Genomic DNA, 24,235 nt, shown 5'->3' on the forward strand with positions numbered 1-24,235 from the left:
AAGTTACACTCTTTTTTATTAACTAAATAATGTTTAGGTTTGCAATACATTTATATTTAGACAGGACTAAACATTATTACATGAACAAACTAAACATTTATCTTATCCTATCTTACTGTCTATTTTTGTTTCCGTCTTTCGGAGTCGCACAACAAATAAAAGGCAATGTGTATTCGAACGAAAAACCTCTACCATTCGCATCTATATCAGTAGAGAAAACTAACATTGGAGTCCTAACAGATGAAAATGGTTTTTATGAACTCTCTTTGAACACAGTCCAACCTGAAACCGATTCAATTATAATTAAAGTCGAATATGTAGGCTACAAAGCAAAATTCCATAAAATAATACTTACAGAAATCAATAGTTCAAACTTAAATTTTCAACTACAAGAAGACGACAACATGGATGAAATTGTAATTTCAACGAGTCTAAAACCAATACTAAAATCTGACTCTGCTATACCTATAGAGATATACACACAAAAGTTTTTTCAAAAAAATCCATCTGCAAATCTATTCGAAGGTCTTCAACTAGTTAACGGTGTCCAACCTCAACTCAATTGTAATGTTTGCAATACCGGAGATATCCATATCAACGGAATGGAAGGCGCATATACAATGATACTCATTGACGGAATGCCTATTATATCATCTCTTGCCTCTGTCTATGGAATGAGTGGAATTCCTATGTCAATGATAGAACGAGTAGAAATTGTTAAAGGACCTGCCTCATCATTGTATGGTACAGAAGCCATGGGAGGAATTATCAATATCATTACAAAAAAAACAGATACTTCTCCTATATTCAGTATGGACCTTTTTTCAACCTCTTGGCTAGAACACAATCTAGACCTTACAACCAAATTTAATGCTGGAGAAAAAACTCAAAGCCTTCTAGGTATTAACTACTTCAAGTTTGGAGAACGCTACGACAAAAACGAGGATGGCTTTACAGATGTTACACAACAAAACAGAATCTCTATTTTTAATAAATGGGACTTTGAAAGAAAACAAAACAGAATTGTAAATTTAGCAATGCGTTATCTGTATGAAGATCGTTGGGGAGGACAAACAAATTGGGATAGAAAAGAACACCGAGGAAGTGATGAAATATATGCTGAAAGCATTTTTACTAATAGAGTAGAAGTAATAGGTCAATATCAACTACCAATTTCTCAAAAGATAATGACCCAATTCTCGTATAATTGGCATAATCAAAACTCTTTCTATGGAACTGAATCATACCAAGCTAATCAACAAGTTGTTTTTGGACAAGCTTATTGGGATTCTCAATATAAAAACCATAGTTTATTATTAGGAACTTCATTTAAATACACCTACTACGATGATGACACTCGAGGCACGGGGATATATGATGAAAATGGAATTGTCAAAAATAAACCAATGAAGAAACCCATAATAGGAATATTTATTCAAGACCAATGGGAAATACACAAAAATCACACAATATTACTAGGTTACCGATTAGATTATGACAAAACACATCAGTTCATACACTCACCTAGATTAGCATATAAATATATGCCAAACCCTCAAAATACAGTCCGATTAAGTATGGGGACAGGTTTTCGAGTAGTTAATGTCTTTACAGAAGACCACAGAGCCTTAACCGGTGCGAGAGAAGTTATTATCAATTCAGATTTAAAACCCGAAGAATCTTACAATGCAAATCTAAATTATGTTTTTACTACCCCCTTCTCTTTCGGGATGCTTAATTTTGACATAACCGGATTCTACACTTATTTTACTAATAAAATTGATGCTGATACAGATACTGACCAAACAAAAATAGTATACAATAACCTAGACGGTTATGCAGTTTCTAAAGGTATATCTATAAATTTAGAAGCTAAATTTGACATCCCCTTACGCCTATTAATTGGAGGAAGCTACATGGACGTATATCGCCAAGAAGAAAATATCAGAAAAACCTTATATCATGCGCCAAAATGGTCAGGTACCTTCTTAGCTAGCTATCATTTTAAAAATGGATGGAATTCTGACTTTACAGTAGATTGGAAAGGCCCAATGCGATTACCGAGAGTAGATAATGATTACAGAAATGAATACTCCCCAACAATATTCTTAGCAAACGTACAACTAACAAAGACCTTTGTCAATGGTATAGAAGTATATGGGGGGGTCAAAAATATTTTTAATATACTTCCAAAGTCAGATGCAATAGCACGTTGGTGGGATCCATTCGGAGAACCAGGAAACGGAATAACACCTCCAGAAGGTAGAACAGATGTAATTTTTGAACCCAATGACTACAGCTACACTCCAATGCAAGGTTCGCGAGTTTTTCTAGGAATCCGCTATGCTTTAAGATAATTATCTCCAATTCAATAAAAACAAGAATGACCTACAGTGAACAAAAAACAATAGGTCATTCTTTAAAAACTAAATAATTCTTAAACGTTTCAATTAGATAGAGGTTTTCTAGCCCAAGCTAAGTTATCCCAATCTAAATTGTCAAAATTAGGAGTGAAAGATTCTGCACTACTAATAGCCATAATAGTCTCAAACTGTTTTGCATAGGGTTCCTGCAGAAGACTACCATTAGGAATATAAGGATAACTATCTAAATATGTTAGCACCTTGTCAGGAGAAATACGTCTTTGAATGTATACTCGATGAATGTCACTTGGGTGCTTCAATCCAGCTGCGGCCAATAATTCAGAAGCACTTTTGACTGTTTCATTATGAAAATTAGCAACCCTCTTCTTTTTATCCTCTACCACAAGTCCACGAACTAATTTTGGGTTTTGGGTTGCCACACCAGTAGGGCAAGTGTTTTTATTACACTCTAAAGCCTGTATACAACCTATTGCAATCATCATACCTCTAGCACTGTTACACATATCTGCACCCAAAGCAAAGTTTTTAACTAAATCAAATCCGTTTGTAACTTTTCCAGAAGCGATGATTTTAATATGCCTTTTCAAATCAAAACCAGTCAAAGCATCATATACAAAAGCTAGAGCGTTTCGAAGTGGCATACCTACATGATTAGAGAATTCTAAAGGTGCCGCTCCCGTTCCACCTTCACCACCATCAACAGTGATAAAGTCAGGATATATTTTCGTCTGAACCATTGCTTTACAAATAGCAACAAACTCACTTTTATGTCCAATACACAATTTAAACCCTATTGGTTTTCCATCAGAAAGCTCCCTTAATTTTTTAATAAAAGCAACAAACTCCAAAGGAGTAGTAAAAGCAGAATGATAAGATGGTGAATCTACATTCTTACCAACTTCTACTAACCGAATACGCGCTATCTCTTCCGAAACCTTAGACCCTGGGAGCATACCTCCGTGCCCAGGTTTGGCTCCTTGAGATAATTTTATTTCGATCATTTTCACGGTAGGCAATATTGCCTTCTCCCTAAAAGCATCTGGATTAAAAGTACCATCTGGGTAACGACAACCAAAATATCCAGTTCCGATTTGCCATATTAAATCTCCACCTCTAAGATGATGATCGCTTATTGAACCTTCTCCAGTATTATGAGCAAAATTACCTAACAAAGCTCCTTCGTTAAATGCCATAATTGCGTTTTTACTCAAAGAACCATAACTCATTGCAGAAATATTATATACACTTGCTGAATAAGGCTGCTTACAATCAGGACCTCCAACCAAAACACGAGGATCTGTGTCAATAGTTTTCATTGAGAGCGCCTTAATACTGTGATTAAGCCATTCATAATTATTCTCATACACGTCCAACTGCGTCCCAAACGGAACTGTATCCATCTGTCTCTTGGCCCTTTGATAGATCACATTCCTATGGATACGACTAAAAGGTTTTCCATCTGTATCACTCTCCACAAAATACTGATAGATCTTTGGTCTTAAATCCTCCATCACATAACGAAGTCTTCCCCAAATAGGGAAATTACGCCTAATAGCTCTAGGAGATTGATACACATCAAAAACTCCCAGCCCCACTAGCGGCAATACTAGAAGTAAGGTCCAAAGTATAGGTGACCACCAAAAACTCAAGGCAACAATAGCTAACACAACCAAAGAGGCAGTTGTAACAAAGTTTAATCTCATAATTTCATTTTATTACAGGGTTGATAAAAGAATAAAATAGATACTTCCAAATTCTTCTTTATTCTGTGTGTATTTAACGCATTGTTACGAAGTTATAAAAATTCACTGATTATCGTGTCTTTTTAACAATGCTAATTTACAGAGAATCTTAAACCTCAATATTTTCACTCAGTTTTCATTAATTATACTGTAAGTGAATAATCTGAAAGTATTTATAAAGTAAGATAATCGTTTTTCATAAAACACAGAAATAATGCAGATTACACTTTATATTTTGGACTTAATCGTTATATTTGTTTCCAAACTAAAAACAACAATATGTATAACATTGTAAAACAGGCGCATTCAGGTATCGCCTACCTTGCTTTAATTTTGTTAGCAGTAGCAGCTATTAGTGCTATCATTGGACTTGTTTCAAAAAGGGAATTTAAAGAAAGTGACCGCAAACTAGCATTATTTGCTTTGATTTTCACTCACCTTCAATTACTAGGAGGAATTATTCTTTATTTCGTATCTCCAGTAGTACAAGGTTTTGGAGTAGCGATGAAAGATAGTACACTGAGACTTTATGCACTAGAGCATCCTTTAATGAATATCATCGCAGTGATATTAATTACAATTGCATGGTCAAAACATAAAAAAGCAACAGAGAGTTCTAAAAAATTCAAATTGTTTGCTATCCTATACACCCTAGGTTTAGTCTTGATTTTATCGAGAATTCCTTGGAATGTATGGCCATAATAATATACAAAAGAGAGTCTAGTTTTTAGACTCTCTTTTTTTTGGCACTTATTTTGTAGAAAGTAAGTAATTAAAAATAAATCAATGAAAGAATATACAGCACTAATTTGGATACTGAGTTTCTTGTTATTTTCGAGTTTCACTACCGATAAACAATGGAGAAAATCGGACACTACACCCACTATTGCAATAGATACTTTGGGACTTGTTACAGTAGGGAATAAACAATTTGATTCAAACAATACTATAGAAGATTCAATACAAGCTGTAGAAGAAATCAACGAAGAATTAGAATTGATTGCACCAGAAACAAAAGCCTCTTACTATCATGACAAGTTTATAGGCAAGAAAACCGCTAGTGGATTAGTATTTGATAACAAAGCATATACCGCAGCTCATAAGACTCTACCATTCGGAACAAAAGTAAAAGTAACTAATTTAAAAAACCTTAAATCAGTCATACTAACGATTACCGACCGGGGTCCATATACTAAAGGTAGAGAAATAGATATTACCAAAAAAGCCTTTATGGAATTAGCAGAAAACAGAGGTCACGGTACACTTAATGTAAAAGTAGAACGCATTACTAATGAAGATAGTTAAGTCACTTTCCCACAAAACTTTCATATTTATCCTGCCTCTAGTAGCAGCTTTCTGCATAATAACATCTTGCTCAAGCTCCAAACAGCATATATCAAATTCCAAAATTTACGAAAAGAAAGCCGTTGCAGTATATTATCACGATAAATACAATGGAAAACCGACCGCTTCTGGCGAATTATTCTCAAATAATAAATACACAGCAGCACACAAGACACTTCCTTTTGGCACAAAACTACGTGTAACCAATCTTGTAAATCAAAAATCTACAGAAGTCAAGGTAAATGATCGAGGACCATTTACCAAAGGGAGAGACATCGACCTAAGCAAAAAGGCTTTTATGGAGATAACAGACAGTAAAAGTAAGGGGGCTCTAGATGTAAAAATAGAAATCATCAAATAAGACTACCAATTTTTAAACGGCTTTTTAGCTATAAACGAATTGTAATAGCGGTTGTCACCCGTTACCTCCTCACCTAGCCAAATTGGTTTTTCAAAAACCTCATCCTCGGCACTCAATTCAATTTCAGCGATTAGCAAGCCCTCATTAGCCCCGTGAAATACATCTATTTCAAAACAATGCTTTCCATGTGGAATAAGATAGCGAGTCTTGTCAATAATGTAATCTTCGCATATACTTAAAAGCTTCAAAGCTTCTTCAAAAGGTATCTCTTTTTCCCATTCCATTCTCGAAGTACCTGATTCATTGCTCTTTCCTTTAACAGTAATGTACCCTTTATCATCTTTCGTTCGAATACGAACCGTTCGTTCTGCAACTGAACTAAGATACCCTTGTTTTATAAGGTATTGATTGGTAGCCAGTTTAGTAATGTTGGTATTGTCAATCAGAAACTTTCTTTCGATTTCAATCATAGATTTTAAAATAATAGTGTAATTTTAATCCAAAATAAGCAAATTAATACGAACTATTAAGAGTTTATCAATACTATTTCGGATGAGATTAAGACAAAAGCAACAACCTATAGTAACAGTAGAGGAACTTTTTAGAAAATATATAATAAATGGCGAAGTTTATGCACAAGATGAGTTACTCTTTTTAATAGACCTCGTTCAAATTTTTAGACCAAAGAAAGTTAAAAATATAAAACGGATATCTATTGAGGAATTGCTAACCTACTTAACTCAAAATCCTTCAGATTCATTAGCGTTTACAAAGTATTTAAAATCATTACTAGTAAACCGAAAGTTTAGCAGAATGATTTCGGATGCAGGTATTCTACAAGATTCTGATTTTATATATGAGATTAAAAAAAGACTCTCTGCAAAAATACTACCTTTTCAACCAGATAAAGACACCTTTGAATATATCCTAAATCAAGTGTTTTATAAACATACTGATTCAGAATGGATTAATAAAATTCCAGAGGGACAGCTATTAAGTCTATTTGATATATTACAATTCAACGATATTTTTAGCTCCACTAAGGACGAATCAATACTTGCTGAGCTAATGGCTTCTATGGGACTTATTACGCAACGTATGAGCGGTAGAGCTATGGAAAGTTATTTAATACGAATGGTACCTGAATACTCTCACTTCGAAAGTCCCTTTTTAGCATTTGAAAATGAGTTCCTTCTGATAGAACACAACCTCAGACAAGGAAATATGCATTACATAACTCCTGAAGATTTAAACTACAAACAACTACTAATACTCCATAAACAATGCATCGACTTTGTAAATCAAGCTTTCAAAAATAGTTCCAAATATGGAATATCTTTAAAAGTTAATCAAAGTTTACTCCGCATTAGACAACAGCTACAACGAGTTAGGATTCTTTTATCATTATTGGTCGTTTCCAATGAGCTTGACAAAAAGAAAAATTCAATCTATTTAGTATTGAAGCTAATAGAATATAATTGCTATAAAAATAATGTCACAAAATTAATTGGAGAAAGCACCCAATTGATATCTTATGAAATTACACAGCATACTGCTAAAACTGGAGAACATTACATAACCAATACTGCTAAAGAATATTGGGATATGTTTAAAACAGCAATGGGTGCCGGAGTAGTAGTAGGATTTCTTTGTGTTTTCAAAGTTCTACTATCAAAAGCTGACACAAGTGCTTTAGGATTTGCTTTCTTATACAGTTTAAACTACGCATTTGGATTCGTCTTAATATACCTATTAGGATTCACACTTGCAACCAAACAACCTGCAATGACTGCAGCTGCTTTAATAAAAGCAATTGAAGATGGAATGAAACAACATTTAAAAGTAAACGACGGGGACAAACACATTGCCTTTGCTAAATTGTTTGCTCGTTTATTTCGCTCACAGTTCATTGCGTTTATTGGTAACGTTATCCTAGCATTTCCTATTGCGTTATTAGTTGTATGGCTAATCGATATGGCTACCGGAATTAATATCGTCGATACGAAGTGGCATACATTATTAGAAGACTCAAGTCCAATACACTCACCTGGTTTATTACATGCCGCTATAGCTGGTGTATTTCTATTCCTTTCTGGATTAATTTCAGGTAGCGTAGCAAATAAACAAAAACACAACCGGGTTTACTATAGAATCCAAGAACATCCTTGGCTTAAACGTAACTTAGGAATTCGAAAAACAAAAAATATAGCTAATTGGGTCGAAAATAAATGGCCAGGACTTATGTCGAATATATGGTTTGGTATATTTATGGGTAGTGCTAGCTCAATTGGTATATTTATAGGCTTAAATATAGATGTTCGTCACATTACTTTTGTAAGCGGAAATATTGCTCTAGGACTATATGGTGCCGATTTTGCAGTTAACAACTCTATGTTGATTTGGGCTTTTATTGGACTTTGGTCTTTTGGATTTGTTAACTTCATTGTAAGTTTCAGTCTTTCTTTAGGACTAGCGTTTAGATCTCGCAATATACCATGGACTGAAGTTTTTCCATTGATCCGTTCTATATGGATACATTTTAAAAACTTTCCTGCAGAGTTTTTCTTCCCTGTAAAAGGCTCCATGATTACAACGGAAAAAAAAGAAGAAGAAAAAGTAAAATCTGAAAATTAGCAACACCGTGAGTCTTAGAATATATTTTGCATTAACAGTAATCATCCTACTAATTATCATAGGATATTTAATTTATTTGTTAATAGGTTCCAATAGACAAAGAGTTCTTTATGAAAAAGAAAAACACCTATTTGATTCAAAACTAAAATATCTGCAATTAGAAACTTTAGAATCTAGACTCGACCCACATTTATTTAAAAACATATTAAATTCTATTCAATCTCATGCGTATCAGACCTATTATGCATTAGATAAAATGGCAGGTGTCTTAGATTACATTCTATATGACAGCCAGAAAAAATTAGTAAGCCTTCGAGAAGAACACGAATTTTCTCTACGACTCATCGATATAAATAAAATAAAATTAAGTCCATTATTTGAATTACGTGTAAAATCTTTAATAGACGATGGAGACCCCTTATACGATCAATCACTAATTGCTCCATTACTTTGTGTTGAGTTAATAGAAAATGCATTCAAACATGCAGATCTACAAAACAAAGATTCTTTCATATCGATATTGTTTGAGATAAAAAAAGGAACTTTTAATTTAATAGTAACCAACAAAATTTCAGGAAAGACAACATTAAAAAAAGAACATAGTGGTTTCGGATTAGAGGCCCTTTCTAAAAGATTAGAACTAATATATGGTCCTTATTTTAAATTAGAACGTTTCGTAAATGAAGACGTTTTCTCAATGCATTTAAAAATTCAACTCAATGATTTCAAAACTAAGATGCATACTCTTAGATGACGAACTACCTGGACTGACATACCTTAAAATGCTATGTGAACAAGTACCAGAAATCGAAGTAGTAAAATCATTTAATGACCCCTCAGATTTTTTAGAGGAAATCAATCAACTAGATTTCGATGCTATTATAACAGACATTGAAATGCCTGGAATAAATGGTTTAAGTTTAGCACAATTGCTATCAGATAAGGCGGTGATTTTCACAACCGCTTACAAAGAGTTTGCTGTAGAAGCATTTGAAATTGACGCAATAGATTACATTCAGAAACCAATTAAAAGAGAACGCCTCCAAAAAGCAATCCACAAAGCCTTACGATTTACGGAAGCTAAGCCGAAAAACAACTATATAACGACGAACTCTAATAAAGGGAAAGTAATATTACACTTTGAAGCAATACAATACATTAAAACTTCCGAATTAGATAGTAGAGATAAATTAGTATATCTAATAGGAGATAGCAACCCAATTATATTAAAGAATATCTCTTTAGACAAACTTCTCCAAGACCTACCTAAAAGAGATTTCTGTAGAATCAATAAAAGTGAAATAATCTCGCTTAAAACCATCCACTACTTTAGTCATGATGAGATTACCACAACGCTGTTAGGAGAACAAGGAAAACCTATCGTACTAACACTCGGTGTAGCCTTTAAATCAGACTTTTTAACCAAGGTTTAGAATATTCGTTACAATATTTTAGTGTTTCGTTACATCATTGAGGTTTTTCAAAACAGCAAGTACTTTTTCTAACACTTTAAGTTAGACTTTTGTCCTGAAATTTTAAATTTAATAGTTATGGGTAAATACAAAAATCCATTATTCTATACCGTAGTCATTGGTGCCTGTTCCGCGGCAATGTATTGGATTGTTAGCCAAGGAAGTCATATGGAACATAACGTAGTAAAATTAGTTTCGAACCAAACGGTCTTTCAAGACTTTGTAGACTCAATGCTAAACAACCTACATCATCCTTTAGCAATCTTATTAGCACAAATCTTAACTATAGTTCTAGTTGCACGCGCATTTGGATGGATATGTAAAAAGATAGGTCAACCTTCTGTAATTGGTGAAATAATAGCCGGTATAGCCTTAGGTCCCTCTTTATTAGGCACCCATTTCCCAGAGTTTTCAGCGACACTATTTCCTGTCGAATCACTAGGTAATTTAAGCTTCCTAAGTCAGATTGGTTTGATTTTATTTATGTTCGTAATAGGAATGGAACTAGACTTAAAAGTTTTAAAAAACAAAGCCCATGATGCCGTTTTAATTAGTCATGCAAGTATAATCATCCCATTTACAATGGGAATGGGTCTTGCTTATTATATTTTCGATTCATTCGCTCCAGACGGAGTAGAATTTCTCTCATTCGCACTCTTCTTAGGTATTTCAATGAGTATAACGGCCTTTCCAGTCTTAGCACGAATTGTACAAGAACGTGGACTACAGAAAACTCGCTTAGGTACCATTGTTATAACTTGTGCAGCAGCGGACGATATCACTGCTTGGTGTCTATTAGCAGCGGTCATCGCAATCGTAAAGGCAGGAAGCTTTGTAAGCTCATTATACATTATAGGACTGGCAATCCTGTATGTCATCGTAATGCTAAAAGTAATTCGACCATTCTTGGAACGTATAGGAAAATTACAATCTAAAAATAAAACTATATCTAAGTCAATGATAGCAATATTCTTGCTCACCTTGATAGTATCTTCTTATTGTACAGAAGTAATAGGTATTCATGCATTATTCGGCGCTTTTATGACAGGAGCTATTATGCCAGATAACATTAAGTTTCGAGCGCTGATAATTGAAAAAGTAGAAGATGTTGCTGTAGTATTATTCTTACCTCTTTTCTTCGTCTATACAGGTTTACGAACTGAGATTGGTTTACTAAACGAACCATATTTATGGAAACTCACTGCTCTTATTATCATTGTAGCAACTGTTGGGAAATTTGCCGGTAGCGCTATAGCTGCAAAATTTGTCGGACAAAGTTGGAAAGATAGCTTAACTATAGGTGCTTTAATGAATACTCGAGGATTGATGGAATTGATAGTACTAAACATAGGATTTGACCTAGGCATATTAACCGGAGAAATATTTGCTATGATGGTTATTATGGCATTAGCTACCACCTTTCTAACTGGCCCAACTCTCGATCTATTAAACAAAATCTTTGGAAAAAAGGAAGAAATACAATCAAATCTCGAAATAACCGACTCACCAGGAAGATTTAAAATTTACATCTTCTTTGAAGACATTTTAAATGCAAAAGCATTATTAAGATTAGCTCATAGTTTTGTAAACAAGAAATCTACTAAGTCTGGTATTACCGCAATGCATTTAGTCGATAGTACAGAAATTAATCCATTTAATGTAGAATATTACGAAGAAGAGATGTTTGAACCTATTGTTGAAGAAACTAAGGAATTAAATCAATCTGTTCAAACACTTTTTAAAGTATCTAATCAAATAGAAAATGACATTGTAGAAATAATCAATGAAGATTCAAGTGATATTTTATTGTTAGAGATGGGACATTCCATATACAGAGGGACATTGCTAGGAAATATCCTTGGATTTACAACTAGTATTATAAATCCAAATACATTACTAAACAAAGTTACTAGAAAAGAAAAGCTATTTGAATCGTCATTTTTTGATGAACGCACTGAACAAATACTACAACACGCTAAAACCCCTGTTGGTATATTTATCAACAAAGAATTTGAAAAAGTAGAACAGGTATTCTTACCAGTATTCACTCAATCAGACTTGGTATTACTCAACTATGCACAACGATGGATAACACACTCCGAAGCTCAGATTACTGTATTAGATGCAACAGGAGAAGTTGACAGAAACCCAGATTTTAAAGAGACTATTAGGAGAATTGAACAGTTTAAACCTAATCACATTCGCGTCTCCAATGAAAAGCTACTAAATAAAGAATATTTAAAAACTTACGACATCATGATAATAGGTATGGAAAGTTGGAAAAATTTAGTAGCCACAAGAAGTATATGGCTCAACCATGCACCGTCTATATTAATCATTAATGAAAAAACATAAAGCAAAAAAAAGGTCTAGTTATTTCTAAACTAGACCTTTTTTTATAAAACCCTATAGCTTATTTCGTTACTTTAAGCGGAATAGCTTTTAACATCGCATCCTCTCTAAAAAGCCAATGGTAATAATCTTTTTCATCTTTCAATTGATTCACAAATTCAGCAATTAAATAAAACTCAATCATATCTTTCCGTTTGTCTAAATTAAAATTTAGCCCACTATGTCTAAGATGCTCTTTAAAAGATTTAAAAACCATAGCATTAGATTTAATATGCTTAGCTAAGGATTCAACGTCCATAGATTCGAACATTCCTCGATTGCTATCAATTTGTTCGAAAACAAAATAACTCACAATACCAGACTGCATCAATAAAACCACCGCATCATCGCCATGTTTCACTCCTATAGGAACAAAAATATCAGGAACTATACCTCCGCCACCATAAACCACCCTGCCTTCTAGAGTTTTATATTGTAGACTATCAGCTATTTTAATACTATCCGCAGCATATAACTCCCCTCGTTCATAACGAGTTATAAAATCATTATTATACTCTTCAAAACCATGATTATAAGGCTTTTGTATAGAACGGCCAGAAGGTGTATAATATCGAGCTGTCGTTAAACGTATTGCAGAACCATCCCCCAATAGCAACTCTCTCTGAACTAAGCCTTTTCCAAATGATCTTCTTCCGATTATAACACCCCTGTCATTATCCTGAATAGCACCAGCTATAATCTCACTTGCCGAAGCACTTCCCTCATTAACTAACACATATAATGGTCCCTTTTGAAAACTCCCCTTTGAAGAAGCCTTTGTCAGAACCTCTCTACCTCTTTTATTAATAGTCTTTACAATAATTAAATCCTTATCTAAAAACTCATCTAAAATCTTAATAGCTTGATCCATATATCCTCCTCCGTTATCACGTAAATCAAGAACTAAACCATCGATACGATCTTCTCTCAATCGATTTAAAGCACTCATAAACTCGGTATAAGTGGAACCCGCAAAACGGTTAATCTTTATATAACCTAAACCATTTTCTAACTTCAAACCAACATCAACGCTCTTTAAAGGAATCATAGAACGAGTAACCCTGGTTGTGAAAAATTTATTTTCCTTCTTTCGATATACCTTCAATCTAATATCCGACCCTTCTTCTCCTTTTAGTTTTGAAACTATTTCTTCGCTAGGTATTTTTTCTCCGTAAATTTTTAATGTATCCGCATAAAGTATACGATCACCCGGTTGAATTCCAGCCTTTTGTGCCGGACCATTTGCAATGTCCTTAATAACAGCCAAGCTATCCTTATATACATAAAAACTAATTCCAATGCCGACAAACTCCCCATTCATCGACTCTGAAACCGATTGCATAGACTCCTTCGCAATATAGACCGAATGGGGATCTAATTGCTCTAAAATAGAAGTAACAGTTTGGTCAACTATTGAGTCTGTATTCACCTCATCAACATACTCCTGTTCAATAAAATCAATAAGTTTATTCAACTTTATTTTATTTACATTAGCAGTAAGCCCAGGTGTCCTAAAAGACGACGAAACCAAGAAACCACCTAATAAAACTCCTAAAGCCAAGGCGATAGAAAGTAACAGAGGCCAATATATTTTTTTCATAGAAAAATCAATTATCTAAATCAGGTAGATGTACAACTTCTACTCCAGCCTTTACCAAGAAAGATATACCTTCTGAATCCTTGTAATGCTCTTTATAAACAACCCTTTTAATACCAGATTGATGGATTAATTTACTGCAATCTCTACATGGAGACATCGTAATATAAAGTGTTGCATTTTGACAACTTTGAGTAGAACGCGCTACTTTAAGAATAGCATTTGCTTCTGCATGTAACACATACCATTTAGTAGAACCACTTACATCTTCACAACAATTCTCAAAACCAGAAGGAGTTCCGTTATAACCATCCGAAATAATCATACGGTCTTTAACAATGATGGCTCCCACTTGTTTTCTAACACAGTAAGATAATTGCCCCCACTCTCTCGCAATCCTCAAATAAGCCTTATCGTATTTTGCTCTTTTTATATCATCCATAATACAACTATTACACACTGAGTGTCAAACTTTTTCAACGCTATTAAACTAGTTTTTACAGCGCAAAAATAAGCATTAGTTTAACGCAACACACCAATCACAAAAGGATTCTATATCATTTAATCTTCGATTTTATTTAATTTAGCTTATAAGGTACAAAAAATAATAAAAAGCCCCAAACCATAAGTATACTCAAGAGATAATCTCTTCATCATAAACTGTACTACTACAGCATTTACTAATAAATAAGTTTAACAGTAAACCATTTCAAGTAAATTAATCATAATAGTGCATTCAAGTTCCCGTTATCACTTAATAAAATATGAAACATCTAATTAAAACCACAGCAATCACAAACAGTAATAACTTATACACCTAGAGTAAAGTAATAACAAAGTAGAAATGATGGAAAAACATTTTATAGTTTTATAAGGACAATCCTTTTTTATTGCTAAATTAGGTTTCAAATTAACATTCAATAAAATCTAAAACTTATTAACTATGGCATATTCAGATTTATTCGACCCAGGCTTTAAAGATCGTAACAGAGGACACTTTGCGTCAATTGTTAGAGTTGCCATTGCTGATGGAGCTATATCAGACCAAGAAAAAACTTTTTTAGACCATTTAGCAGACCGTTTAGAAATATCCGATGAAGACTATACTAAAATACTAGAAAGTCCTGAAAAATACCCCGTAAACCCACCTTACCTTCAAATCAATCGTATTGAACGCCTATATGATTTAGCAAGAATGGTTTATGCAGATCATATATTAGGACCTAGACAGAAAGAAATACTTAAAAAGTTTGCAGTCGCATTAGGATTCACAGGCAATATAGAAGATTTAGTAGACAAGTCATTATCTCTACTAGTACTCAACGTAGATAGTGACACCTTTATTTTCGAAATTCAAAATTTAAGTAGATAAAAAAAGGCTGTTCAAATTGAACAGCCTTTTTTTATCTACTATAATATTTATTTATTCAAGCTCATAAATTCTTCCGCTTTCTCTACCATATTCTTACTACCACAGAAGAAAGGTACACGTTGATGTAATTCAGTAGGTTCAATCTCCATTATTCTATTAAATCCATCTGAAGCTTTTCCTCCTGCTTGCTCTATAATAAAAGCAATTGGATTACATTCATACAGTAGACGCAACTTTCCATTAGGAGCCTTAGCGCTAGTAGGATACAAATAAATCCCCCCCTTTAGAATATTACGATGAATATCAGACACCAAGCTTCCAATATATCTAGAAGTATAAGGTCTGTTTCCCTCTTCCGCCTGACAATACTTAATGTAATCTTTCACTCCTTGTGGAAAGTGTACATAGTTCCCTTCATTCACAGAATAAATTCCCCCATCTTCGCTAATTGACATTTCTGGATGCGACAAATAGAATGTACCAATAGCAGGATTTAAAGTAAAACCGTTAACTCCATTACCTGTAGTATAAACCAACATAGTTGAAGAACCATAAATCACATAACCAGCAGCCACTTGATTCTCCCCTTTTTGAAGAAAATCCTCTTTTGTAACCGGTGTTCCAATAGGGGTCACACGTCTATAAATTGAAAAAATAGTACCTACAGAAACATTTACATCAATATTTGAAGAACCATCTAAAGGATCCATTAAAACGATATACTTATTTTCATTATTTCCATCCTTACCTTCTATAGAAATAAAATCATCATTTTCCTCTGAACCTATTCCACAAACAATCTCACGATTTATAAGAGTCTGAATAAAAACCTCATTAGCATAAACATCTAACTTTTGCTGCTGCTCTCCTTGAATATTTTCTTGACCGAAGGCTCCTATAATATCAACCAGCCCCGCTTGATTCACTTTGTGACTAACAATTTTTGCAGCTAATCTTATAGAATTGAATAATCGTGTTAACTCTCCAGACGAGTATTTAAAATCCTCTTGTCTATCGATAATAAATTCTCCAAGCGTTTGTTTACTTTGTGCGGACATATAAAAATGATTCTTTAGTTGTGTATATTGCGTGGCAAATATCGTTAATTTTGTCTGAATAATAAATTTATCCTCAATGATAATAATCCGAAAAGCTACTGAAGGAGATTTACCAACCATATTAGAGCTAATCAATGAATTAGCACACTTTGAAAAGGAACCAGATGCTGTAGAAATTACAGTAGAAACTTTGTTGGAAAACGGATTCGGTATTAACCCACTTTTCCAAATACGCGTCGCAACCCAAAACAATATGATTATTGGAATGGCACTTTTTTACTTCCGCTTCTCTACTTGGAAAGGAAAAACAATACACCTAGAAGATTTAATAGTACGTGAAGATGCAAGAGGCACTGGAGTAGGTAGCAAACTATATTCAGAAGTGATGAAAACAGCATTTGATGAAAACGTAAAAAGAGTAGAATGGGTTGTTTTAGATTGGAACCAAAACGCAATTGATTTCTACAACAAAACTGGCGCTCAAGTACTGCAGGATTGGCGAACAGTACAAATGGACGAACAAGGATTACAAAAATACATCAAAACACTATAGATGAAAATTTACAAATTTGGAGGGGCATCAGTAAAAGATTCAACAAATGTAAAAAACGTTTGTAACGTTCTACAAACAGTAGGGTATAATAATTCATTAATTATAGCTTCTGCAATGGGCAAAACTACCAATGCATTAGAAAGTGTCACACATAATTATTTTTACAATAAAGAAGCTATTGAAACTTCAATTCAAGAAGTAAAAGATTTTCATTATACTATTATAAATGAACTATTTGAAAACGAAACACATCCAATCTATGTTTCTATTCAAAATCTCTTTGAAAAATTAAGTGCATTTTTAAACAATAACAAATCACCTAATTATAATTTTGTTTATGATCAAATAGTATCTTATGGAGAATTACTTTCCACTACTATTCTCCACTACTACTTATTGGATTGTAATATCGTAAATATTTGGGCGGATGCAAGAGATCTTATCAAAACCAACACAACCTATAGAGATGCAATAGTAGATTGGGAATCTACTGAAAAGTCCATACAAGAAAGAATAACAACAAATCAACTTTATATTTCTCAAGGATTTATAGGCTCAGACCCAAATGGTTTTTCAACTACGTTAGGCAGAGAAGGCTCCGACTACACTGCCGCTATTTTCGGAAACATACTTAATGCAGAAAGCGTAACAATTTGGAAAGATGTTCCAGGTGTTCTTAATGCAGATCCACGATATTTTGAAGATACAATCCTATTAGAACACATCTCTTATCAAGAAGCCATAGAACTAGCTTTTTACGGAGCTTCGGTTATACATCCAAAAACACTACAACCCTTACAACAAAAAGAAATCCCATTATATGTAAAATCCTTTTTAAGTCCCGAACTAGAAGGAACTGAAGTTTCTAAAGGGGCAACATTGCAACCACAAGTACCTTGCTATATAGTAAAGAAGAACCAACTATTAATATCACTAGCTACTAAAGACTTCTCTTTTATTATGGAAGAAAACATCAGTGATATTTTCAAATTATTCCATCAATTCAACATAAAAGTTAGTGTGATACAAAACTCTGCAATCAGTTTCTCAGTATGTGCAGAAGATAAGTTCAATCACTTTCAAGAACTACGTGGACTTCTATCCTCGCAATTTAAAATGAGTTATAACGAGAACGTGTCACTATACACTATACGTCACTTCGAATTCGAAGGTTTGGAAAAAATCCTTGGAGATAAAACGCTTTTATTAAAACAAGTAAACAGAGAAACCATGCAAATGGTTACAAAAGAATAATACGATTTAAAAAAACTAGTCCTATCTCAAAATACTACTTTTGACAATTCTTAGTTATAATGAGTAATGATTAAAAAGTGGTTATACATACTTCTACTACTCTCTGTTTCTAGCCATTATGCACAGGAACAAGAATCTCTATACAAGTCGTTGATATGGATTGCGAGTCAAGATACCCTCAACATAGAAACAAAAGGGTTAAACCCCTCCTATTTTGAAATATTAAAAAATGATGCACTACTAGTTCCCTCGGAGTCCTATGAAGTGGATTTCAAAAATAGTCAAGTCATCTTAAAGGATCAATCTTTAAAAAAGGACACACTAGTAATAAAATATCTAAAACTCCCTAACTTCATAACAAAAACCTATAGTTTCTATGATCCAGATCGAATCGTAGCCAATGAAGCAGGACAATACGTCTTTCAACATCAAGATCGAAAAACTTATAACTTCATTCCTTTTGAAGGACTACAAACCTCTGGAAGTCTCTCTCGTGGACTAACTATGGGAAACAATCAAAACGCTGTAACCAATTCCAATTTAGATCTTCAAATAACCGGAAAATTATCAGACAAAATTAGTCTTAGAGCCTCATTACAGGACAGCAATGCCCCGCTACAAAATGGAGGATACTCTCAAAAAATAAATGAATTTGATCAAATATTTATAGAGCTATTCTCTGACACTTGGTCAATAAAAGCAGGTGATATATTTTTAGAAAATAGGAGTTCAAAATTCTTAAATTTCAATAAAAAAGTACAAGGACTAGCTACAAAATTCACGTTTGGAAATGAAGAATCTGAAACAACTATTGAAACTGCAGGAGCACTAGCAAGAGGACAATATGCTAAAAGCACATTTCAAGGTCAAGAAGGAAACCAAGGTCCTTACAAACTTAAAGGCCCAAAAGGAGAGCTATTCATCCTAATAATATCAGGTTCCGAAACAGTTTACGTAAACGGAGTGACACTACAAAGAGGAGAGAACAACGACTATGTAATTGATTACAACTCTGGAGAGATTCGATTCACAACACAATTTCCAATAACAGAAGATATGCGAATTGCTGTAGAATATCAATTCACTGACCGAAATTACACTCGATTTGTAGCGTACAATAACATACAACATAAAAGAGAAACGTGGAACGTGGGAGGAGCTTTCTTCATCGAATCCGATTTAAAAAACCAACCCCTTCAACAAAGTCTAACCCAAGAACAAGTTGAAGTTTTAAAGAATGCTGGAAATGACCCCAATAAAATGACTGCCCCATCAGCCTACTTAGATAGCTATGCAGAAAACAAAATATTATACATCAAAAAGATGAACGATGATGGAAGTTTCTATTTTGAATTTTCCAACAATCCTAATGACGAGCTCTATACTGTATACTTTAGTTTAGTTGGGAATAACAATGGAGATTATATCATAGAAAACAGTCAAACAAACGGAAAAATATATAAATACACATCACCAATAAATGGACAACCCCAAGGTAACTACGCACCTATTTCAAAACTCATTGCTCCTATAAGAAATACTGTTGCCAGTTTAAACGCCAGTTATCATCCAACAGAAAAAACTGAAATAAAGGTTGAGGGAGCCTTTAGCAATAGCGATCAGAACCTCTTTTCTACAATAGAAGATGAAGATAATCAAGGATGGGCTACTGAAATAATAGCTAAACAACAACTTTGGAATAACATTAATTTAAAACTTGAAGCCTTTGCTAACCTACAATTCGTTGACAAACGATTTAAGTCATTGGAAAACCTATATTCTATTGAATTCGATAGAGATTGGAATCTTCAATACACAGAAGGAAGTCAAAGTTTGTTTACAACAGGATTAAAAACTAGTTTTAGAGAGTTTGGTACTCTTACCTATCAAATAGAAACACTAAAATATGGGACAACTTTTAAAGGAAAAAGACATCGCCTATTTGGTTCCATTAGAACAAATAGATGGTTAGGTCATACTGAAAATAGTTTGTTAGAAGCAACATCATTAGACAATAAAACTTCCTTTGTAAGAGGAAATTTACAAGTAAAATACCATTTTGGTAAAAATTGGATAGGCAGTTCTCTTGCCTATGAAAACCAAGAAGAAAAGAATCAAAATACAAAACAACTCAACCCACTCAATCATAGATTCTCAGAATTCAAAAACTTTATTGGAAGAGGTGATTCCTTGAGCGTATACGCAGAATTTGGATGGATTCACAGAATCAACGATAGCATCCACAACCAGAGATTTAAGAAAGTATCAACAGCCAATACCTTTTATTTTAAATCAAAGTTAATTCAGAATGAGCGTAGAGATTTAAGCTTTTATGTAAACCATAGAACCGTAAACTACACACTTCAAAAACCCAATCAAGAACAGACATTAAATTCAAGAGTCAACTATAACGATCAATTTTTTAATGGTTTCATACAAACCAATACAGCATACGAAACAAGTTCAGGAACTATTGCGCAACAAGAATTCACCTATTTAAAAGTTGAACCAGATCAAGGCGTATATATGTGGAATGACTACAACAATAATGGAATACAAGAACTTGAAGAATTTGAAGTCGCACCCTTTCCAGATCAGGCAATTTATGTTCGACTATATCTTCCCAATCAAGTTTTCGTTCAAACACATCAAAATAAATTCTCACAATCTATCAATCTAAATCCAACACAATGGCAAAATAGTGATGGACTGAAGAAAGCACTTTCACACTTTCACAACCAAACCTCTTTTTTGGTAGATAGAAATGAATTTAAAACAGGAAACAAAACAAATTTTAATCCATTTAATAAAAACGATGACAACTTAGCTGGTTTAAATCAAAGCTTTCGAAATAGTTTGTTTTACAATCGTGGAAAGCAGAAACACTCTCTAACCTATACATATTTAAATACCCGTAGTAAAAACCTTCTATCCTATGGCTCTCAAGAAAACAGTATAACTTCTCAACAATTATTCTATAATCATCTTATAAAAAAAACATGGCTATTATCCTTTAGTTCTAAAATATCAAATCAAGAAACACTTTCAGAAAACTATGATGCTAAAAACTATGAACTAGAAATATATAGCATAGAACCAAAAATATCATACCTGTTCACCCAAAACACAAGTTTAGATATCTTCTATGAATTTCAGCAAAAAGAAAATATTATTTCTAAAACTGAGTTATTAAAGCAACATCAATTAGGTATATCTTTTCAGTATAATTCAAAACAGAAAATGTCTATAAATGGAGAACTTGCATTCTATGAAAATATATTCAAAGGAAATTCATACTCACCCGTAGCATATCAAATGTTAGAAGGTTTACAAGTAGGTAAAAATCTTACTTGGAGATTAATGTTTCAAAAAAAACTAACTGAATATCTAGATATGAGCATTAATTATCAAGGAAGAAGTAATGAAGAAACCAATACCATACACACCGGCACAGTACAATTAAGGGCATTCTTCTAAAAAATAGTTGAATTAAAAGAAAATAAAATTATGATTGATAAATACTCAATTGTTTTTCAACCAAACGAAAACTTAGTAGAATTAGTCAGAGCAATGAAGCTAGAACTAGCCGAAGAAATAGGTTGGTATAACAGTAAGAATTCACTTGCTCATATAAGTATAGTTGAATTTAAAGCTCAAGTAGATGAAATATCACGCATTCATAAGCAAATCACACGTTGTTCCGAACGATTCAAACCAGTAACAATTCATTTCCAATCATTCGGAACCTATCCAAATGGAGCATTGTATTTAGAAGTTGATACTAAGTCCAAGGAGATATTAAAAGAGTATAGTCTTCAACTTATAGAGGAATTTCAAATTAAACTATTGGAAAAATCAAATGACCCGCACCTTTCTATAGCAAGAAAGCTCGACGAAAAAAAAATCGAAAAAGCACTTAAATTATTTAGTACTCCTCATATAACCTCGGAAATAACCAACATATCACTTCGAAAATTCAACCCTATTAAAAAACAATACGACATTATTCATTCCTATCCATTACTTAACCTAGGAGACAACAGAGACAAACAACTTGAACTATTTTAAGTAATTATACATTCTTAAAGAATAACAAAACAGGAAGATTGAACCCAACTTTTCGAGCAAAATAAAAATGTGTACTTTTGCAGAAAATAAATATCAAACAACAATGTTTCAAATAGGTAAAACCATAGTATCAGACGAATTATTAGAAAAAGAATTCGTTTGTAATCTAAGCGCATGTAAAGGTCAATGTTGCGTAGATGGAGATGCAGGAGCTCCATTAGACGAGGATGAATTAGAAATTATGGAAAAAATTTATCCTATTGTAAAACCATTCCTAAGACCAGAAGGTATAGAGGCCATTGAAAAACAAGGAACCTCTATAAAAGGCGAAGATGGAGATTGGGAAACACCTTTGATCAACGGAGCAGATTGTGCATATGTAATTTTCGATAGAGACACTGCTCTTTGTGGAATAGAACAAGCTTACAACCAAGGTCTAATTGATTGGAAAAAACCAATATCTTGTCATTTATATCCTGTTAGAATTCGTGAATTTACAGATTTCTCCGCCGTAAATTACCATAGATGGCATATATGCAGTGATGCTTGTGAATTAGGTAAAGAACTAGAAGTACCAGTTTACAGATTTTTAAAAGACGCTTTGACTAGAAAATTTGGAGCTGCATGGTATAACGAACTAGACACTATTGCAAAAGACCTTAAGAAATAACACTACTTTATATACAAAAAACTATTCTTATAATCAATAATAGCTTCACCACGTAAAAGTACATCTGCACCTATGATACCGTGAACCGTTTTTACTTTATATTCGATTAAAGCTGTGTTTACATGTGATAAATCTAAAAGAACAAAATTAAAGTCAGTACATTTCCAACGTCCCAATTGTAATTTATTATCATAAGTTACTTGTGTAAACATACCATTTGCACCAGCACCAGAAGCTTTAGTTGGTGAATCAGTGGCAACTAATTCAAAAAAATCTTTAGAACCAAAATCCACACAGCTATTTGAAGCTCCAGTATCTAAAATAAAATCACCCACAATTCCGTTTATTTTCACTTTAATAAAAAGATGCTGTGTTTTAGAAACTTTAAACCCAATTCTCTTATAACCATCTTTTTTTAATATGTCTTGTAAGTTTTCCATAAGCTAAAAATAGTTTAAAATCTTAATTTGAGGTAATTTTGCAGTCAAATTTGTTTAAAAACACAAACTAAAAGTACGAATGATTTTAACAGACACCCATACACATTTATATTCCGATGCCTTTGAAGACGATCGCAAAGAAACGATAAATAGGGCAATATCAAATGGAGTCACTCGTTTTTTTATTCCGGCTATAGACTCTGGATATACACAAAGCATGTATGATTTAGAAACTGCTTATCCAGAAAACGTGTTTCTAATGATGGGATTACATCCAACTAGCGTAAAAGAGAACTACCTAGAAGAATTAGCCTTTGTAGAAAGTGAATTAAACCGTCGTTCTTTTTATGCAGTAGGTGAAATAGGGATAGATTTGTATTGGGACAAAAGTACTTTAGGTATTCAACAAGAAGCCTTTCAATATCAAATACAATTGGCAAAGAAACACCAGCTTCCCATCAACATACACTGTAGAGATGCCTTTGACGAAGTATTTGAAGTACTTGAAAAAGAAAAAGGAATAGGGCTAAAAGGTATTTTTCATTGTTTTACTGGAACCGAGGAACAAGCTCATCAAGCCACATCCTACAATCTAAAATTAGGAATAGGAGGAGTAGTAACATTTAAAAATGGTAAGATAGACCAGTTCCTAAACAAAATTTCAATTGAAAACATCGTGCTAGAAACAGATTCTCCTTATCTTGCACCCGTCCCATTTAGAGGCAAAAGAAATGAGAGCGGACACTTGGTATATGTAGCCGAAAAAATTGCGGAAATTTACGATTACCCGATAGAAAAAGTAGCTGAAATAACTACTGCAAATTCAAAAGCAGTATTTGGCATTTAAAAATGATAAACTTGCAATACATTTGCAAAAAGATATAATACAAAACCA

The 24,235-nt window shown here is 33.4% G+C and carries 21 protein-coding genes; 15 read left to right on the plus strand and 6 right to left on the minus strand.

Features of this window, described 5'->3' with window-relative positions; translation table 11 throughout:
- The first annotated feature begins 80 nt into the window (after positions 1 to 80).
- Positions 81 to 2,357, plus strand: a complete 2,277-nt coding sequence (locus BM024_RS03015) for a TonB-dependent receptor (protein WP_090677974.1) — start codon at positions 81 to 83, stop codon at positions 2,355 to 2,357.
- A gap of 89 nt (positions 2,358 to 2,446) precedes the next feature.
- Here BM024_RS03015 and BM024_RS03020 read toward each other — a convergent pair whose 3' ends face one another.
- Entirely contained in the window at positions 2,447 to 4,087 is a 1,641-nt protein-coding gene (locus BM024_RS03020; protein ID WP_090677975.1) for an FMN-binding glutamate synthase family protein, read from the minus strand.
- 318 nt (positions 4,088 to 4,405) lie between these two features.
- Here BM024_RS03020 and BM024_RS03025 point away from each other — a divergent pair, with 318 nt between their 5' ends.
- The 3 genes from BM024_RS03025 (at position 4,406) to BM024_RS03035 (ending at position 5,831) form a co-directional block, all read left to right on the plus strand.
- Complete coding sequence (locus tag BM024_RS03025; protein WP_090677976.1) at positions 4,406 to 4,828, plus strand: hypothetical protein; 423 nt, start codon at positions 4,406 to 4,408, stop codon at positions 4,826 to 4,828.
- Between the two features lie 84 nt (positions 4,829 to 4,912).
- Positions 4,913 to 5,431 carry a septal ring lytic transglycosylase RlpA family protein gene (locus tag BM024_RS03030; RefSeq protein ID WP_090677977.1) on the plus strand — a complete coding sequence of 173 codons (519 nt, stop codon included), beginning with the start codon at positions 4,913 to 4,915 and terminating at the stop codon, positions 5,429 to 5,431.
- Positions 5,418 to 5,831 (plus strand): septal ring lytic transglycosylase RlpA family protein, encoded by a 414-nt coding sequence (locus tag BM024_RS03035; protein WP_090677978.1) that lies wholly within the window; start codon positions 5,418 to 5,420, stop codon positions 5,829 to 5,831. The genes BM024_RS03030 and BM024_RS03035 overlap by 14 nt, the downstream gene beginning before the upstream one ends.
- A gap of 2 nt (positions 5,832 to 5,833) precedes the next feature.
- Here the strand turns inward: BM024_RS03035 and BM024_RS03040 are convergent, their stop codons facing one another.
- Entirely contained in the window at positions 5,834 to 6,301 is a 468-nt protein-coding gene (locus BM024_RS03040; RefSeq protein WP_090677979.1) for a CYTH domain-containing protein, read from the minus strand.
- 82 nt (positions 6,302 to 6,383) lie between these two features.
- Between BM024_RS03040 and BM024_RS03045 the strand changes: the two genes are divergently transcribed.
- The 4 genes from BM024_RS03045 (at position 6,384) to BM024_RS03060 (ending at position 12,292) form a co-directional block, all read left to right on the plus strand.
- Entirely contained in the window at positions 6,384 to 8,465 is a 2,082-nt protein-coding gene (locus BM024_RS03045; protein WP_090677980.1) for a recombinase, read from the plus strand.
- 7 nt (positions 8,466 to 8,472) lie between these two features.
- A complete protein-coding gene (locus tag BM024_RS03050) occupies positions 8,473 to 9,219 on the plus strand; it encodes a sensor histidine kinase (protein ID WP_245753850.1) in 747 nt (248 codons plus the stop codon).
- Positions 9,185 to 9,898, plus strand: a complete 714-nt coding sequence (locus BM024_RS03055) for a LytR/AlgR family response regulator transcription factor (RefSeq protein ID WP_090677982.1) — start codon at positions 9,185 to 9,187, stop codon at positions 9,896 to 9,898. Before BM024_RS03050 ends, BM024_RS03055 begins: the two co-directional genes overlap by 35 nt.
- A gap of 117 nt (positions 9,899 to 10,015) precedes the next feature.
- Entirely contained in the window at positions 10,016 to 12,292 is a 2,277-nt protein-coding gene (locus BM024_RS03060) for a cation:proton antiporter (RefSeq protein ID WP_090677983.1), read from the plus strand.
- Between the two features lie 58 nt (positions 12,293 to 12,350).
- Here the strand turns inward: BM024_RS03060 and BM024_RS03065 are convergent, their stop codons facing one another.
- Positions 12,351 to 13,928 carry a S41 family peptidase gene (locus tag BM024_RS03065; protein ID WP_090677984.1) on the minus strand — a complete coding sequence of 526 codons (1,578 nt, stop codon included), beginning with the start codon at positions 13,926 to 13,928 and terminating at the stop codon, positions 12,351 to 12,353.
- A 7-nt stretch (positions 13,929 to 13,935) separates the two neighbouring features.
- Complete coding sequence (locus BM024_RS03070) at positions 13,936 to 14,367, minus strand: deoxycytidylate deaminase (protein ID WP_090677985.1); 432 nt, start codon at positions 14,365 to 14,367, stop codon at positions 13,936 to 13,938.
- A gap of 501 nt (positions 14,368 to 14,868) precedes the next feature.
- On the opposite strand from BM024_RS03070, the gene BM024_RS03075 reads away from it, so the two are divergent.
- Positions 14,869 to 15,297, plus strand: a complete 429-nt coding sequence (locus tag BM024_RS03075; RefSeq protein WP_090677986.1) for a tellurite resistance TerB family protein — start codon at positions 14,869 to 14,871, stop codon at positions 15,295 to 15,297.
- 47 nt (positions 15,298 to 15,344) lie between these two features.
- Here the strand turns inward: BM024_RS03075 and fbp are convergent, their stop codons facing one another.
- Positions 15,345 to 16,355 (minus strand): class 1 fructose-bisphosphatase, encoded by a 1,011-nt coding sequence (gene fbp, locus BM024_RS03080; RefSeq protein WP_090677987.1) that lies wholly within the window; start codon positions 16,353 to 16,355, stop codon positions 15,345 to 15,347.
- Between the two features lie 76 nt (positions 16,356 to 16,431).
- Here fbp and BM024_RS03085 point away from each other — a divergent pair, with 76 nt between their 5' ends.
- The 5 genes from BM024_RS03085 (at position 16,432) to BM024_RS03105 (ending at position 22,900) form a co-directional block, all read left to right on the plus strand.
- Positions 16,432 to 16,908, plus strand: a complete 477-nt coding sequence (locus BM024_RS03085) for a GNAT family N-acetyltransferase (protein WP_394333264.1) — start codon at positions 16,432 to 16,434, stop codon at positions 16,906 to 16,908.
- Positions 16,909 to 18,162, plus strand: coding sequence for an aspartate kinase (locus BM024_RS03090; protein ID WP_090677988.1), 1,254 nt, complete (start codon positions 16,909 to 16,911; stop codon positions 18,160 to 18,162).
- A 66-nt stretch (positions 18,163 to 18,228) separates the two neighbouring features.
- Complete coding sequence (locus BM024_RS03095; protein WP_090677989.1) at positions 18,229 to 21,639, plus strand: hypothetical protein; 3,411 nt, start codon at positions 18,229 to 18,231, stop codon at positions 21,637 to 21,639.
- Positions 21,640 to 21,669: 30 nt separating this feature from the next.
- A complete protein-coding gene (locus BM024_RS03100; protein WP_090677990.1) occupies positions 21,670 to 22,230 on the plus strand; it encodes a 2'-5' RNA ligase family protein in 561 nt (186 codons plus the stop codon).
- 103 nt (positions 22,231 to 22,333) lie between these two features.
- Positions 22,334 to 22,900: a DUF3109 family protein gene (locus BM024_RS03105; RefSeq protein WP_090678095.1), complete on the plus strand. Its 567-nt coding sequence runs from the start codon at positions 22,334 to 22,336 to the stop codon at positions 22,898 to 22,900.
- A gap of 2 nt (positions 22,901 to 22,902) precedes the next feature.
- Here the strand turns inward: BM024_RS03105 and BM024_RS03110 are convergent, their stop codons facing one another.
- The gene (locus tag BM024_RS03110; protein ID WP_090677991.1) at positions 22,903 to 23,340 is read right to left on the minus strand and encodes a retropepsin-like aspartic protease; all 438 of its coding nucleotides are present in this window, start codon (positions 23,338 to 23,340) and stop codon (positions 22,903 to 22,905) included.
- A gap of 79 nt (positions 23,341 to 23,419) precedes the next feature.
- Here BM024_RS03110 and BM024_RS03115 point away from each other — a divergent pair, with 79 nt between their 5' ends.
- Positions 23,420 to 24,187, plus strand: coding sequence for a TatD family hydrolase (locus BM024_RS03115; RefSeq protein ID WP_090677992.1), 768 nt, complete (start codon positions 23,420 to 23,422; stop codon positions 24,185 to 24,187).
- The last annotated feature ends 48 nt before the right edge of the window (positions 24,188 to 24,235 follow it).

The organism is Myroides guanonis, assembly GCF_900114085.1.
GTDB lineage: Bacteria > Bacteroidota > Bacteroidia > Flavobacteriales > Flavobacteriaceae > Flavobacterium > Flavobacterium guanonis.

Coding starts and splice junctions, on each gene's coding strand:
- BM024_RS03030 (WP_090677977.1), top strand. CDS start 4,913: ATGAAAGAATATACAGCACTAATTTGGATACTGAGTTTCTTGTTATTT.
- BM024_RS03040 (WP_090677979.1), bottom strand. CDS start 6,301: ATGATTGAAATCGAAAGAAAGTTTCTGATTGACAATACCAACATTACT.
- BM024_RS03045 (WP_090677980.1), top strand. CDS start 6,384: ATGAGATTAAGACAAAAGCAACAACCTATAGTAACAGTAGAGGAACTT.
- BM024_RS03075 (WP_090677986.1), top strand. CDS start 14,869: ATGGCATATTCAGATTTATTCGACCCAGGCTTTAAAGATCGTAACAGA.
- BM024_RS03090 (WP_090677988.1), top strand. CDS start 16,909: ATGAAAATTTACAAATTTGGAGGGGCATCAGTAAAAGATTCAACAAAT.
- BM024_RS03035 (WP_090677978.1), top strand. CDS start 5,418: ATGAAGATAGTTAAGTCACTTTCCCACAAAACTTTCATATTTATCCTG.
- BM024_RS03065 (WP_090677984.1), bottom strand. CDS start 13,928: ATGAAAAAAATATATTGGCCTCTGTTACTTTCTATCGCCTTGGCTTTA.
- BM024_RS03085 (WP_394333264.1), top strand. CDS start 16,432: ATGATAATAATCCGAAAAGCTACTGAAGGAGATTTACCAACCATATTA.
- BM024_RS03070 (WP_090677985.1), bottom strand. CDS start 14,367: ATGGATGATATAAAAAGAGCAAAATACGATAAGGCTTATTTGAGGATT.
- BM024_RS03060 (WP_090677983.1), top strand. CDS start 10,016: ATGGGTAAATACAAAAATCCATTATTCTATACCGTAGTCATTGGTGCC.
- BM024_RS03015 (WP_090677974.1), top strand. CDS start 81: ATGAACAAACTAAACATTTATCTTATCCTATCTTACTGTCTATTTTTG.
- BM024_RS03020 (WP_090677975.1), bottom strand. CDS start 4,087: ATGAGATTAAACTTTGTTACAACTGCCTCTTTGGTTGTGTTAGCTATT.
- BM024_RS03025 (WP_090677976.1), top strand. CDS start 4,406: ATGTATAACATTGTAAAACAGGCGCATTCAGGTATCGCCTACCTTGCT.
- fbp (WP_090677987.1), bottom strand. CDS start 16,355: ATGTCCGCACAAAGTAAACAAACGCTTGGAGAATTTATTATCGATAGA.
- BM024_RS03100 (WP_090677990.1), top strand. CDS start 21,670: ATGATTGATAAATACTCAATTGTTTTTCAACCAAACGAAAACTTAGTA.
- BM024_RS03095 (WP_090677989.1), top strand. CDS start 18,229: ATGATTAAAAAGTGGTTATACATACTTCTACTACTCTCTGTTTCTAGC.
- BM024_RS03115 (WP_090677992.1), top strand. CDS start 23,420: ATGATTTTAACAGACACCCATACACATTTATATTCCGATGCCTTTGAA.
- BM024_RS03105 (WP_090678095.1), top strand. CDS start 22,334: ATGTTTCAAATAGGTAAAACCATAGTATCAGACGAATTATTAGAAAAA.
- BM024_RS03055 (WP_090677982.1), top strand. CDS start 9,185: ATGATTTCAAAACTAAGATGCATACTCTTAGATGACGAACTACCTGGA.
- BM024_RS03110 (WP_090677991.1), bottom strand. CDS start 23,340: ATGGAAAACTTACAAGACATATTAAAAAAAGATGGTTATAAGAGAATT.